This is a genomic window from Scandinavium goeteborgense (assembly GCF_003935895.2).
GTDB lineage: Bacteria > Pseudomonadota > Gammaproteobacteria > Enterobacterales > Enterobacteriaceae > Scandinavium > Scandinavium goeteborgense.
Genome location: NZ_CP054058.1, coordinates 1,409,294 through 1,422,935 on the forward strand (window position 1 = coordinate 1,409,294; position 13,642 = coordinate 1,422,935).

Genomic DNA, 13,642 nt, shown 5'->3' on the forward strand with positions numbered 1-13,642 from the left:
GATTCAATTCAGCGAGAGAGGAGAACCATGTTCCAGTTATCAGCTCAGGATATTCATCCCGGTCAGCAGGCCGGGAATAAAGAAGAGGCGATTCGCCAGGTAGCGTCAGCTCTGGTCAGCGCCGGTAACGCTGCGGACGGTTACGTCGACGGAATGCTGGCTCGCGAGCAGCAGACCTCCACGTTTCTTGGCAACGGTATCGCCATCCCTCACGGCACCACCGACACCCGCGACCAGGTATTGAAGACCGGCGTTCAGGTTTATCAGTTCCCACAGGGCGTTACCTGGGGCGAAGGGCAGACCGCATATGTCGCGATCGGCATCGCCGCCAGCTCCGACGAACACCTCGGCCTGCTGCGTCAGCTGACGCACGTGTTGAGCGATGACGAAGTGGCTGAACAGCTGAAAACCGCGACCACCGCGGAAGAGCTGCGCGCACTGCTGATGGGCGAAAAACAGAGCGATGCGCTGAAACTCGATAACGACACCCTCACGCTGGACGTCGATGCGAGCAGCCTGGTGACGTTGCAGGCGCTGAATGCTGCGCGTCTGAAAGAGGCCGGTGCCGTGGATGCCGGGTTTGTCGCGCATGTCATTAATGACCAGCCGCTGAATCTGGGGCAGGGCATCTGGCTGAACGATAGTGCTGAAGGCAACCTGAAAAGCGCCGTTGCGGTGAGTCGGGCTAAAGCGCCGTTTACCGTTGATGGGCACGCCGCCGCGCTGCTGGTGACCGTCGCCATGGCCGATGAACAGCCCACTGCGGTGCTGAGCCGTCTGAGCGCGCTGCTGCTCGACAATAAAGCTGAACGTCTGCTGAACGCTGATGCCGCAACGCTGTTAGCGCTGCTGACCAGCGACGATTCCCCGGCGGAAGATGTACTGAGTGCGGAATTTGTTATCCGCAATGAACACGGACTCCATGCGCGTCCAGGAACCATGCTGGTGAACACTATCAAACAATTTAGCAGTGACATTACCGTCACCAACCTCGACGGTAGCGGAAAACCGGCTAACGGTCGCAGCCTGATGAAAGTCGTGGCGCTTGGCGTGAAGAAAGGCCATCGCCTGCGCTTTACCGCCCAGGGGGATGATGCACAGCTGGCACTGAATTCCATCGGCGAAGCCATCGCTTCCGGTCTTGGGGAGGGCGCGTAATGAGCAGACGTGTTGCCACAATCACCCTCAATCCGGCCTACGATCTAGTAGGGTTTACCCCGGAAGTTGAACGCGGCGAAGTGAACCTGGTGCGTACCACCGGTCTGCATGCGGCGGGTAAGGGCATTAACGTTGCGAAGGTCCTGAAAGATCTCGGCATTGATGTGACCGTCGGCGGCTTCCTGGGTAAAGACAACCAGGATGGCTTCCAGCAGCTGTTCAGCGAACTCGGTATTGCCAACCGCTTTCAGGTGGTTCAGGGCCGTACCCGTATCAACGTCAAACTGACGGAAAAAGACGGTGAAGTGACCGACTTTAACTTCTCCGGTTTCGATGTCACGGCAGGCGACTGGGAACGTTTCGTGAATGATTCCCTGAGCTGGCTGGGCCAGTTCGACATGGTATGCGTCAGCGGAAGTCTTCCGGCGGGTGTTAGCCCGGAAGCCTTCACCGACTGGATGACGCGCCTGCGCAGTCAGTGTCCGTGCATCATTTTCGACAGCAGCCGTGAAGCGTTGGTAGCCGGTCTGAAAGCGGCACCGTGGCTGGTTAAACCGAACCGTCGCGAGCTGGAAATCTGGGCCGGTCGCAAACTGCCAGAAATGAAAGACGTGATTGAAGCCGCGCACGCTCTGCGCGAGCAAGGTATTGCTCATGTGGTGATTTCACTGGGTGCCGAAGGCGCATTGTGGGTCAACGCATCCGGTGAGTGGATTGCAAAACCGCCGTCCGTTGAGGTGGTGAGCACCGTTGGTGCCGGGGATTCGATGGTGGGCGGCCTGATTTACGGCCTTCTGATGCGCGAATCCAGTGAACATACGTTACGCCTGGCGACAGCCGTTGCTGCACTGGCCGTCAGCCAGAGTAACGTAGGGATTACCGATCGTACCCAGTTAGCCGCGATGATGGCGCGCGTTGACTTACAACCCTTCAATTGACAGCAGGAGAGGCATAATGAAAACGCTGCTGATTATCGATTCCGGACTCGGACAGGCGCGCACCTATATGGCGAAAACCCTGCTGAGCGCGGCGGCCCAAAAAGCCCATGTAGAGATTATCGACAACCCGAACGACGCTGAACTGGCGATTGTGCTGGGTTCTGTACTGCCTGCGGACAGCGCGCTGAACGGCAAACAAGTTTACCTCGGCGATGTGAATCGCGCGGTGGCACACCCGGAGCTGTTCCTGAGCGAAGCCAAATCTCACGCAGCACCGTACGTGACGCCTGCGGCGATTGCGCCAGTAGCGAAAAGCGGTGCGAAACGCATCGTGGCCGTCACAGCATGCCCGACCGGGGTGGCTCACACCTTTATGGCGGCAGAAGCGATTGAAACCGAAGCCAAAAAACGCGGCTGGTGGGTGAAAGTTGAAACCCGCGGTTCCGTTGGGGCGGGCAATGCGATTACGCCTGAAGAAGTGGCGGAAGCGGATCTGGTTATCGTCGCGGCTGATATCGAAGTGGACCTGGCGAAATTTGCCGGTAAACCGATGTACCGCACGTCCACCGGTCTGGCGCTGAAGAAAACGGCGCAAGAACTGGACAAAGCGGTTGTTGAAGCCGAACCGTATCTGCCGTCAGGCAACGTGCAGTCGTCTCAGGAAGGTAAGAAGAAAGGCGGCGGGGCGTACAGCCACTTGCTGACCGGTGTATCTTACATGTTGCCGATGGTAGTAGCGGGCGGTCTGTGTATCGCGCTCTCCTTCGCATTCGGTATTACCGCATTCAAAGAAGAAGGCACGCTGGCGGCGGCGCTGATGCAAATCGGCGGCGGTTCAGCCTTCGCGCTGATGGTACCGGTATTAGCGGGTTATATCGCTTTCTCCATCGCGGACCGTCCGGGTCTTACCCCAGGTCTTATCGGCGGTATGCTGGCAGTCAGCACCGGGGCAGGCTTTATCGGCGGTATTATTGCTGGTTTCCTTGCCGGTTACGTCGCGAGAATGATCAGCACCAAAGTGAAGCTGCCGCCTAGCATGGAAGCGCTGAAACCGATTCTGATAATCCCGCTGTTTTCCAGCCTGATTGTCGGTCTGGCGATGATTTACCTGATTGGTAAACCGGTTTCTGGCATCCTCGCAGGTCTGACGCACTGGCTGCAAACCATGGGTACGGCGAACGCGGTTCTGCTCGGCGCCATCCTGGGTGCGATGATGTGTACCGATATGGGTGGACCTGTGAACAAAGCGGCATACGCGTTTGGTGTTGGGCTGCTGAGTACGCAAACTTACGCCCCGATGGCTGCGATTATGGCGGCGGGCATGGTGCCACCGCTGGCGCTCGGTCTGGCAACGATTGTGGCACGTCGTAAGTTCGATAAAGCGCAGCAGGAAGGGGGCAAAGCTGCTCTGGTGCTGGGTTTGTGCTTCATTACCGAAGGTGCGATTCCGTTTGCGGCCCGTGACCCAATGCGCGTTCTGCCTTGCTGTATCATCGGTGGCGCGGTAACTGGCGCCATGTCGATGGCGGTGGGTGCGAAGCTGATGGCGCCGCACGGTGGTCTGTTCGTCCTGCTGATCCCTGGCGCAATAACCCCGGTTCTGGGTTATCTGCTGGCGATTGTTGTCGGTACGCTGGTCGCGGGACTCTCTTACGCGGTGTTGAAACGCCCGGAAGCTGAGGTTGCGGCAAAAGCGGCATAAAGTGAGTTAAAAGAAAAGGGCCGACATTGTCGGCCCTTTTTGCGTTTACGCCGCAGCTTCTTGTTTTTGCTGCGCTTTCAGCCAGGCGATTTCTTCGGCCCAGATATCCGGATTGACGGTTTCCAGCACCATCGGGATGCCGTCGAAACGGTCGTCCTGCATAATCCAGCGGAACGCGTCGTGGCCAATATTGCCTTCGCCGAGGCTGTGATGGCGGTCAACGCGGCTGCCGAAAGCGCTCTTGGCGTCGTTCAGATGCATTCCGCGCAGGTATTTAAAACCAACGATTCGTTCGAATTCTGCGAAGGTTTTTTCACACTCTTCAGCGCTGCGTAAGTCGTAGCCTGCGGCAAAAGCATGGCAGGTATCGATGCACACGCCGACGCGAGATTTATCTTCCACGCCGTCGATGATGGCCGCCAGATGCTCAAACTCAAAGCCCAGGTTGCTGCCCTGACCGGCGGTGTTTTCAATAACCGCGGTGACGCCTTCGGTTTGTGCCAGCGCGATGTTGATGGACTCAGCAATGCGCGCCAGACAGTCATCGACCGGGATTTGCATCAGGTGGCTGCCCGGGTGGAAGTTCAGCAACGTCAGCCCTAATTGCTGGCAGCGAGTAAGTTCGTCGACAAAGGCTTCACGGGATTTTTCCAGCGCATCGGTGACAGGATGGCCGAGGTTAATCAGGTAGCTGTCGTGCGGCAGGATTTGCGCCGGGGAGAAATGGTATTTTTCGCAGGCGGCTTTGAAATCGTCGATCACCTCGCTGGTCAGCGGGGCCGCACGCCACTGGCGCTGGTTCTTGGTGAACAGGGCGAATGCAGTGGCTTCAAGTTCCGCAGCGCGAATCGCGGCATTGGCGACACCGCCGGAGGCGCTGACATGTGCTCCGATATATTTCATAAAAAACTCCTGTTAAACCCGCCGAAAGGAAGTGCATAGCAAAGGCTAATCATAGCGGGTTAACAGGACAGGGATACAGTGCTTTATGCCATCAGGGCATGAACTGCAACGTTAATCATGCCGCCGCCGACGATCAGCCAGACGAACAGAACCAGTGCCATCAGCAGCGGTTTCGCCCCTGCTTTTTTCAGCGCGCTGACGTGGGTGGTTAAGCCCAGAGCCGCCATCGCCATCGCCAACAGCACGGTGTCGAGTGTGACCAGCACGTCCACAACCGCTTTCGGTAACAGGTGGAACGAGTTGAAAATCGCCACCACGATGAACAGGACAGCAAACCACGGAATGGTGATTTTGCTTTTCTCACCGTTGCCCGCAGGGGCCAGCTGTTTAACGCGAGCGGCCAGGATAATCAGGAACGGTGCCAGCATCATCACGCGCAGCATTTTGGCAATCACCGCGGCATTTTCAGCATCCGGGCTGACGGCGTGTCCGGCCGCCACAACCTGCGCCACCTCATGCATGGTGGAACCCATGTAAATGCCGTAGGTTTCCGGGGTGAACCAGTGGGCCAGCACCGGGTACATCGCCGGGTAGAGGAAAATGGCAACGGTCCCGAAAATTACAACCGTCGCAACCGCCACGGTGACTTTGCTGGATTCGGCTTTCAGTACCGGTTCTGTCGCCAGCACCGCCGCCGCGCCGCAGATACTGCTGCCCGCGCCAATTAACCAACTGGTCTGTTTATCAAGGCCAAACACTTTCTGACCGAGGAACGATGCCAGCAAAAAGGTGCTGGTGAGCGTCAGGACGTCGATGGCGATCCCGCTGAAACCCACGTCAGCAATTTGCGAAAACGTCAGGCGGAAGCCATACAGAATGATGCCCAGACGCAGCAAATGCTGCTTGGCGAACAACACCCCGCCGTCGCAGCGCTGCCAGATTTTCGGGTAAACCGTGTTGCCGATGACCATGCCGAGCAGAATAGCCATCGTCAGTGCGCTAAAGCCCGCACCGGCAATCGCTGGAATGCTGCCAGTCCACAATGCAACGCCGGTAATCAAGGCGGTGAGCGCCAGACCCGGGACAAAATGCCCGAGTGAATGTCGGTCTTTGTTAAGCGTGAGTGTTGTCATAACCTTCTCCTTTATCTGGGTTAAAGGTTACGTGTTGCTAGCTTAAAAATAAAATTGATTATATCTTTATAATCTATCTATATATCCGATAAGAAAGAGTCTTCTATGCACATCACCTTACGCCAGCTGGAAGTGTTTGCCGAAGTGTTGAAAAGCGGTTCGACAACTCAGGCTTCTCAAATGCTGTCGTTGTCGCAGTCAGCGGTCAGTGCGGCGTTGACCGATCTGGAAGGTCAGCTCGGCGTGCAGCTGTTTGATCGGGTCGGTAAACGACTGGTGGTGAACGAACATGGCCGCCTGCTGTACCCGCGTGCGCTGGCGACACTGGAACAGGCAACCGAAATCGAGCAGCTGTTTCGCGAAGATAACGGTGCGATCCGCGTTTACGCCAGCAGTACCATCGGCAACTATATTCTGCCGGAAATCATTGCCCGCTATCGGCGTGATTTCCCGTCGCTGCCGCTGGAACTCAGCGTCGGCAACAGCCAGGACGTGATCACCGCCGTCAGCGATTTCCGTGTGGATATCGGGCTTATCGAAGGGCCATGTCACGCCGCGGAAATCATTGCCGAACCGTGGCTGGAAGATGAGCTGGTGGTGTTCGCCGCACCGGGCTCAGCGCTGCTGACCGGAGAGGTGACGTTGGCGAGGCTGGCCGAAGCGCCGTGGATCCTGCGCGAGCGTGGTTCCGGCACGCGTGAAATCGTCGATTACCTGCTGCTTTCCCATCTGCCGGAATTTCATCTCGGCATGGAGCTGGGCAACTCCGAAGCGATTAAGCACGCGGTGCGCCACGGACTGGGCATCAGCTGTCTGTCACGACGCGTGATTGCCGAACAGCTCGACAGCGGCACGCTGGTTGAGCTTCCCGTCCCGCTGCCGCGCCTGACGCGTAAGCTCTGGCGCATCCATCACCGGCAAAAACACCTCTCAAATGCGCTGCAACGTTTCCTGCGTTATTGCGATATTTGAAGGTGTGGCGGAACGACAATATAAGGGCTTTACTTATAATTTGGGCTACATCATGAAGCTCTCTTATAAGTGCGCATTTGTGCCGGAAGGAACGCCGATCGTCTGCTACAATCGCGCCTCATTTTTTGGAAGGACAGCATTTTCCTATGGTTTCCGAAACTAAAACCACAGAAGCGCCCGCGCTCCGTCGCGAACTGAAGGCGCGTCACCTGACGATGATCGCTATTGGCGGTTCAATCGGTACAGGGTTGTTTGTTGCCTCAGGGGCAACCATTTCGCAGGCGGGCCCCGGCGGCGCACTGCTTTCATACATCCTTATTGGTCTGATGGTGTACTTCCTGATGACAAGCCTCGGCGAACTGGCTGCGTTTATGCCGGTGTCAGGCTCGTTTGCGACCTATGGTCAGAACTATGTAGAAGAAGGTTTCGGCTTCGCGCTGGGCTGGAACTACTGGTACAACTGGGCGGTCACTATCGCCGTCGACCTTGTCGCCTCACAGCTGGTCATGAATTACTGGTTCCCGGACACGCCGGGCTGGATCTGGAGCGCACTGTTCCTCGGCATTATGTTCCTGCTGAACTGGATCTCGGTCAAAGGCTTCGGTGAAGCGGAATACTGGTTCTCGCTGATTAAAGTGACCACCGTCATCATCTTTATCGGTGTTGGCGTGCTGATGATTTTCGGCATCTTCAAAGGCGCACAGCCGGTGGGCTGGAGCAACTGGACGACCGGCGATGCGCCGTTTGCGGGTGGCTTTGCGGCGATGATTGGCGTGGCGATGATTGTCGGCTTCTCCTTCCAGGGCACCGAACTTATCGGCATCGCGGCGGGTGAATCCGAAGATCCAGAGAAGAACATTCCGCGCGCAGTGCGTCAGGTGTTCTGGCGTATCCTGCTGTTCTATGTGTTCGCCATCCTGATTATCAGCCTGATCATTCCTTATACCGATCCGAGCCTGCTGCGTAACGACGTGAAAGACATTTCCGTCAGCCCGTTCACGCTGGTATTCCAGCATGCTGGCCTGCTGTCTGCGGCGGCGGTGATGAATGCGGTTATCCTGACGGCGGTGCTGTCTGCCGGTAACTCCGGGATGTATGCGTCGACCCGTATGCTTTACACCCTGGCCTGTGACGGCAAAGCGCCGCGTATTTTCGCTAAGCTTTCCCGAGGCGGCGTGCCGCGTAACGCACTGTATGCGACTACCGTGGTGGCGGGGCTGTGCTTCCTGACGTCAATGTTCGGCAACCAGACCGTTTACCTGTGGCTGCTGAATACCTCGGGGATGACCGGGTTTATCGCCTGGCTCGGGATTGCTATCAGCCATTACCGTTTCCGTCGCGGTTACGTGATGCAGGGACTTGACCTGAACAATCTGCCGTACCGTTCGGGCTTCTTCCCGATTGGTCCCATCTTTGCGTTCGTCCTGTGTCTGATTATCACGCTCGGCCAGAACTACGAAGCCTTCCTGAAAGATACCATTGACTGGGGCGGCGTAGCGGCAACCTACATCGGTATCCCGCTGTTCCTGGTTATCTGGTTCGGCTATAAGCTCACGAAGGGCAGTCGCTTTGTAAGCTACAGTGAAATGACCTTCCCGGAACGCTTCAAACAGTAAGTGATTCCGTAATGAAAACCCTCCGGTCGGAGGGTTTTTTTTGCCCTGTACTATGCCCACCAGACATAATTCCTCACAATTGAATTGATAATTGTTATCATTCTTCTTATCATCTACGCACTTTCAGGATGAAGCCACTCTCCCGCATCTTGTCCGAGGACACCAACGGACCAGGGTGACCAGCCACATCTGCACTTTTTTGGTTGTTGTTGTTTACCTCATGGAGAAAGGAAATGTTCAGGTTAAATCCTCTTGTTCGGGGCGGGTTGTGTGCATCCGCATTTGCGCTGTCGATGCCCGTAATGGCTGAAAACGACGGTGAAACCCTGGTGGTCACAGCCTCCGCGACGGAGCAGAGCGTGAAAGATGCGCCGGCCAGTATCAGCGTGATTACCCAGCAGGATCTTCAGCGCCGTCCGGTGCAGAATCTGAAAGACGTATTACAGGACGTACCGGGCGTGCAGCTCACCAATGAAGGGGATAACCGCAAAGGCGTCAGTTTGCGTGGGCTCGACAGCAGCTACACCCTGATTCTGGTCGACGGCAAACGCGTTAACTCGCGCAACGCCGTGTTCCGTCATAACGATTTTGACCTCAACTGGATCCCGGTAGACGCCATCGAACGTATCGAAGTGGTGCGTGGCCCGATGTCGTCGCTGTACGGTTCCGATGCCTTAGGCGGGGTGGTGAACATCATCACCAAAAAAATCGGCCAGAAATGGCACGGTACGTTGACCGCCGATACCACGATTCAGGAACATCGCGACCGCGGCGATACCTACAATGGGCAGTTCTTTACCAGCGGCCCGCTGATTGACGGCGTGCTGGGGCTGAAAGCCTACGGCAATCTGTCCAAACGCGAAAAAGACCAGCAGCAAGAATCATCTACCTCCCAAACCGGTGAGTCGCCTCGCATCGAAGGCTACACCAGCCGTGACGGCAACGTTGAATTTGCCTGGACGCCGAACGACAACCACGATTTCACCGCCGGATATGGTTTCGACCGTCAGGACCGTGATTCTGACTCCCTCGATAAAAACCGCCTGGAACGCCAAAACTACTCCTTAAGCCACAACGGCCGTTGGGACGTGGGCAACAGTGAATTGAAGTTTTATGGCGAAAAAGTGGATAACAAAAACCCGGAAGCGGCCGGGGTTATCACTTCCGAAAGTAACTCGATTGACGGCAAATATGTGCTGCCGCTGGGCGCTATCAACCAGCTGCTGACAGTGGGCGGCGAATGGCGTCACGATAAGCTCAAGGACCCGGTGAATTTGCAGGGCAGCGGTAACACCTCTGCCAGCCAGTACGCGCTGTTTATCGAAGACGAATGGCGGATTTTCGAGCCGCTGGCGCTGACCACTGGCGTGCGTATGGACGACCACGAAACCTACGGCGACCACTGGAGCCCGCGTGCATATCTGGTGTACACCGCCACCGACACCGTGACGGTCAAAGGCGGCTGGGCAAATGCCTTCAAAGCGCCATCATTGCTGCAGCTCAGCCCGGACTGGACCACCGGTTCCTGCCGCGGTGCCTGTGAAATTGTCGGTAGCCCGGACCTGAAACCGGAAACCAGTGAAAGCTACGAGCTCGGCATTTATTACGCCGGGGAAGAAGGCTGGCTGGAAGGCGTGCAGGGCAGCATCACGACTTTCCAGAACGACGTCGATGACCGCATCAGCATCAGCCGTACGGCTAACGTCGATCAGGCGAAAGACTACCCGAACTACGTGGGCCTGAATGCCGACGGCGAGCCGATTTTCCGCTACTACAACGTCAACAAAGCGCGTATTCGCGGCGTGGAAACCGAGCTGAAATTCCCGCTGGCGGAAGACTGGAAAGTCACCCTGAACTACACCTACAACGACGGTCGTGACCTGAGCAACGGTGGCAATAAACCACTTTCCGAGCTGCCGTACCACACGGCGAATGGCGTGGTGGACTGGCAGGCGACGCAGGATTGGTCCTTCTATATGCAGGCGAACTACAGCGGCGAGAAACGCGCCATGACCACAAACGGCGCAACACCGGGCGGATATGTTATCTGGAACACTGGCGGTGCATGGCAGGCGACGAAGAACGTCAAACTGCGTGCGGGCGTGCTGAACCTGACCGATAAAGATCTCAGTCGCGACGATTACAGCTACAACGAAGACGGGCGTCGTTACTTTATGGCGGTGGATTACCGCTTCTGACGGGAATCGCCGGGCGGCACTGCGTTTGCCCGGCCTACGGTTTTTTCCCGTGCTGGCGTTTGCCCGGCCTTGGATTTTTTCCTTGTAGGCCCGGCAAGCGTAGCGCCGCCGGGCAACAGGCTGAGGAGTTACTTCAGCAGATGCTGCGCGTGAAAGCGCAGGTGATCTTCTATAAAGGACGCAATAAACCAGTAACTGTGGTCGAACCCGGACTGAATGCGCAGCGTCAGTGGCCATTGGGTCTGGCGTGCGGCTTCGGCCAGCACGGCTGGCTGCAGCTGATCTGCCAGGAACTGATCGGTATCGCCCTGATCGATTAACGTCGGAATGGCGCTCGCCGCGTCACTCGCTAACATCAGCGCACAGCTGTCCCACGCTTGCCAGCTGGATTTGTCTTCGCCGAGATAGGCGCTAAACGCCTTCTGACCCCACGGCACGCGAGTCGGGTTAACGATGGGCGCAAAGGCGGAAACGCTGGTGTATTTGCCTGGGTTTTTCAGCGCCAGAATCAACGCCCCGTGACCGCCCATCGAATGACCGGAAATCGCGCTGCGCTCGGCGACGTTGAACTGTGCCTGCACCAGCGCGGGGAGTTCGTCGCGCAGATAATCGTACATACGGTAATGCGCGGCCCACGGGGCCTGCGTCGCGTTGAGGTAGAATCCGGCGCCCTGGCCGAGATCGTAGCCTTCGTCATTCGCAACGTTGTCGCCGCGTGGGCTGGTGTCTGGCATCACCAGAACGATACCGAGTTCGGCGGCAACGCGCTGGGCGCCTGCTTTCGTCGCGAAATTCTCGTCGTTGCAGGTCAGGCCTGACAGCCAGTACAGCACCGGCGGTGGCGTGTTATCGCGTGGTGGTGGCAGAAAAATACTGAACGTCATGGCGCAGTTCAGCGTGCTGGAGTCGTGCCGCCAGCGTTGCTGCCAGCCCTCAAAACAGCGATGCTCTTCGAGCAATTCCATGCAAGGCTCCCGGGTGAGTGATTGAAAATGTTCTGTTTCATCATACAGATCATGTGCAGCGATGAGTAATTTTCGCTTCCGCATTGCCATTACATGCTGCATCATAAACATAACTTTACATTAACATGCGAGACTAACATGGCGCTACGTACCGCGCTGAGTGGGTTTGTCATACTGGTGGTCGCCATGGGGATTGGGCGTTTTGCCTTCACGCCTCAGGTACCGCTGATGATTGCTGACGGACAGCTTACCCTGACCAGCGCCGGGCTGGTCGCCGCGATGAATTATCTGGGATATTTGCTGGGTGCCTGGGATGCGATGCGCGCGCATCGCGGCGTGGAAGGGCGGTTATACGCCGGGATCCTGGGCGCGGTAGGGCTGACGTTTCTTTCCGCGTGGGCCGACAACGCCTGGCTGCATGCCGTGCTGCGACTGGTGATTGGCGCGATGAGCGGCTGGGCGATGGTATTGACCGCAGCCTGGACCAACGAACGGCTGGCGCATGCCGGACGCCCTGGCCTGAGCGCCGCGGTGTTTGCCGGGCCGGGGGCGGGCATTGCGCTGAGTGGCCTGCTGGCGGTGTATGTCCATGCGCAGCAGCTCAGCGCTGCCGCAGGCTGGCTGCTTTACGGCGTGCTGGCGCTGGTGCTGATTGCCTTTATTTCTCGCTGGCTGCCGCGTCCTGGTGATTTCCATCGTCCGGGCGGTCAGCCTGAACCTTTGCATTTGACGGCAAGCCTGAAACGTCTGGTCTGGAGTTACAGCCTGGCGGGCTTTGGCTATATTCTGCCCGCCACCTTTTTATCGCAAATGGCCGCCGCGCGTTTTCCCGGCAGCCTGTTTGCCCAGTTCCTGTGGCCGGTGTTTGGCGCGGCGGCGGTGGTCGGCATCGGATTAAGTATTTTGCTGCGCGGCGTCGGTCACAGCTATCAGCGACTGGCGATTGTGTTGTGGTTACAGGGCGTTGGCGTGCTTGCCGCCTGGCTGGTGCCGGGCATGAGTGGCCTGGTTATTGGCGCGTTGCTGGTGGGCGGCGGCTTCCTGTGCGCGGTACAACTTTCCTTGCTGTACGGGCGGGAACTCGCCCCGCAGCACACCCGTTACATGGCCGGATTATTGACCACCGGTTACGCCGTCGGTCAGCTGGTGGGACCAATGACCTCCGCGCTGTCGACCTGGCTGACACAGCGCCTGGAGCCTGCGCTCGGCGTGGCTGCAATCGCGCTTTTAATCGGCGGGATGCTGGTCTGGCGTTCACCGCATGAAAGGTTAAGCAATTTTCAATAATTATCGCCGTGAATACTGGATTCTGTGCGCGGCCTCACGCACAATGAGTGCTCACTTTGCCCTCAGAGTGCAAAGGTCGCCACACCTGCAGGAGAACAAAAATGCCATCATTGAGTAAAGAAGCTGCGCTGGTTCATGAGGCGCTGTTAGCGCGTGGTCTGGAAACGCCGCTACGTCCCCCGGTTGATATGGATAATGAATCACGCAAGCGTCTGATAGCCGGTCATATGACCGAAATTATGCAGCTGCTCAATCTCGATCTCAGTGATGACAGCCTGATGGAAACGCCGCACCGCATCGCTAAAATGTACGTCGACGAAATCTTCTCTGGTCTCGATTACGCTAACTTCCCGAAAATCACCGTCATTGAGAATAAAATGAAGGTTGATGAAATGGTGACCGTGCGCGATATCACCCTGACCAGCACCTGCGAACATCACTTTGTCACCATCGACGGCAAAGCGACCGTGGCCTATATCCCGAAAGAGTCGGTGATTGGCCTGTCGAAGATTAACCGCATTGTGCAGTTCTTTGCCCAGCGACCGCAGGTGCAAGAGCGTCTGACACAGCAAATCCTGACCGCGTTGCAGACCCTGCTGGGTACCAATAACGTGGCAGTTTCTATTGATGCCGTGCATTACTGCGTGAAAGCGCGTGGCATTCGTGATGCGACCAGCGCCACGACCACCACGTCGCTCGGTGGACTGTTTAAGTCGAGCCAGAACACCCGCCAGGAGTTTCTGCGCGCCGTTCGTCACCATAATTAATTG

At 57.2% G+C, this 13,642-nt stretch carries 11 protein-coding genes; 8 read left to right on the forward strand and 3 right to left on the reverse strand.

The annotated features are described in order from the left end of the window. The first annotated feature begins 27 nt into the window (after window positions 1-27). Genes fruB through fruA form a run of 3 tightly spaced genes read left to right on the forward strand, consistent with a single transcriptional unit; the run spans window position 28 to window position 3,798 of the window. Window positions 28-1,158: a fused PTS fructose transporter subunit IIA/HPr protein gene (fruB, locus tag A8O29_RS07480; RefSeq protein WP_125354331.1), complete on the forward strand. Its 1,131-nt coding sequence runs from the start codon at window positions 28-30 to the stop codon at window positions 1,156-1,158. Next, a complete protein-coding gene (gene fruK, locus A8O29_RS07485) occupies window positions 1,158-2,096 on the forward strand; it encodes a 1-phosphofructokinase (protein ID WP_110509390.1) in 939 nt (312 codons plus the stop codon). Before fruB ends, fruK begins: the two co-directional genes overlap by 1 nt. 16 nt (window positions 2,097-2,112) lie before the next feature. Further along, the gene (gene fruA, locus A8O29_RS07490) at window positions 2,113-3,798 is read left to right on the forward strand and encodes a PTS fructose transporter subunit IIBC (RefSeq protein WP_125354330.1); all 1,686 of its coding nucleotides are present in this window, start codon (window positions 2,113-2,115) and stop codon (window positions 3,796-3,798) included. Between the two features lie 45 nt (window positions 3,799-3,843). On the opposite strand, the gene nfo is transcribed toward fruA, so the two are convergent. After that, entirely contained in the window at window positions 3,844-4,701 is an 858-nt protein-coding gene (gene nfo, locus A8O29_RS07495; protein WP_125354329.1) for a deoxyribonuclease IV, read from the reverse strand. Window positions 4,702-4,784: 83 nt separating this feature from the next. Continuing rightward, entirely contained in the window at window positions 4,785-5,834 is a 1,050-nt protein-coding gene (locus tag A8O29_RS07500; protein ID WP_125354328.1) for a YeiH family protein, read from the reverse strand. Between the two features lie 105 nt (window positions 5,835-5,939). Here A8O29_RS07500 and yieE point away from each other — a divergent pair, with 105 nt between their 5' ends. The 3 genes from yieE (at window position 5,940) to cirA (ending at window position 10,620) form a co-directional block, all read left to right on the forward strand. Further along, entirely contained in the window at window positions 5,940-6,806 is an 867-nt protein-coding gene (gene yieE / locus A8O29_RS07505) for a DNA-binding transcriptional regulator YeiE (protein ID WP_110509399.1), read from the forward strand. Window positions 6,807-6,952: 146 nt separating this feature from the next. Further along, window positions 6,953-8,422: an amino acid permease gene (locus A8O29_RS07510; RefSeq protein ID WP_125354327.1), complete on the forward strand. Its 1,470-nt coding sequence runs from the start codon at window positions 6,953-6,955 to the stop codon at window positions 8,420-8,422. Between the two features lie 233 nt (window positions 8,423-8,655). Further along, the gene (gene cirA, locus A8O29_RS07515; RefSeq protein ID WP_125354326.1) at window positions 8,656-10,620 is read left to right on the forward strand and encodes a catecholate siderophore receptor CirA; all 1,965 of its coding nucleotides are present in this window, start codon (window positions 8,656-8,658) and stop codon (window positions 10,618-10,620) included. Between the two features lie 128 nt (window positions 10,621-10,748). On the opposite strand, the gene fghA is transcribed toward cirA, so the two are convergent. Next, window positions 10,749-11,585, reverse strand: coding sequence for an S-formylglutathione hydrolase (gene fghA / locus A8O29_RS07520; RefSeq protein WP_110509407.1), 837 nt, complete (start codon window positions 11,583-11,585; stop codon window positions 10,749-10,751). 138 nt (window positions 11,586-11,723) lie between these two features. Between fghA and A8O29_RS07525 the strand changes: the two genes are divergently transcribed. Then, window positions 11,724-12,872 (forward strand): YbfB/YjiJ family MFS transporter, encoded by a 1,149-nt coding sequence (locus tag A8O29_RS07525; protein WP_148098778.1) that lies wholly within the window; start codon window positions 11,724-11,726, stop codon window positions 12,870-12,872. Between the two features lie 101 nt (window positions 12,873-12,973). Then, window positions 12,974-13,639 (forward strand): GTP cyclohydrolase I FolE, encoded by a 666-nt coding sequence (gene folE, locus A8O29_RS07530; RefSeq protein ID WP_125354325.1) that lies wholly within the window; start codon window positions 12,974-12,976, stop codon window positions 13,637-13,639. The last annotated feature ends 3 nt before the right edge of the window (window positions 13,640-13,642 follow it).

Bases quoted from the DNA above. Each gene is read 5' to 3' on its own strand.
- yieE (WP_110509399.1), top strand. From the start codon at position 5,940: ATGCACATCACCTTACGCCAGCTGGAAGTGTTTGCCGAAGTGTTGAAA.
- cirA (WP_125354326.1), top strand. From the start codon at position 8,656: ATGTTCAGGTTAAATCCTCTTGTTCGGGGCGGGTTGTGTGCATCCGCA.
- nfo (WP_125354329.1), bottom strand. From the start codon at position 4,701: ATGAAATATATCGGAGCACATGTCAGCGCCTCCGGCGGTGTCGCCAAT.
- fruK (WP_110509390.1), top strand. From the start codon at position 1,158: ATGAGCAGACGTGTTGCCACAATCACCCTCAATCCGGCCTACGATCTA.
- A8O29_RS07510 (WP_125354327.1), top strand. From the start codon at position 6,953: ATGGTTTCCGAAACTAAAACCACAGAAGCGCCCGCGCTCCGTCGCGAA.
- A8O29_RS07525 (WP_148098778.1), top strand. From the start codon at position 11,724: ATGGCGCTACGTACCGCGCTGAGTGGGTTTGTCATACTGGTGGTCGCC.
- fghA (WP_110509407.1), bottom strand. From the start codon at position 11,585: ATGGAATTGCTCGAAGAGCATCGCTGTTTTGAGGGCTGGCAGCAACGC.
- A8O29_RS07500 (WP_125354328.1), bottom strand. From the start codon at position 5,834: ATGACAACACTCACGCTTAACAAAGACCGACATTCACTCGGGCATTTT.
- fruB (WP_125354331.1), top strand. From the start codon at position 28: ATGTTCCAGTTATCAGCTCAGGATATTCATCCCGGTCAGCAGGCCGGG.
- fruA (WP_125354330.1), top strand. From the start codon at position 2,113: ATGAAAACGCTGCTGATTATCGATTCCGGACTCGGACAGGCGCGCACC.
- folE (WP_125354325.1), top strand. From the start codon at position 12,974: ATGCCATCATTGAGTAAAGAAGCTGCGCTGGTTCATGAGGCGCTGTTA.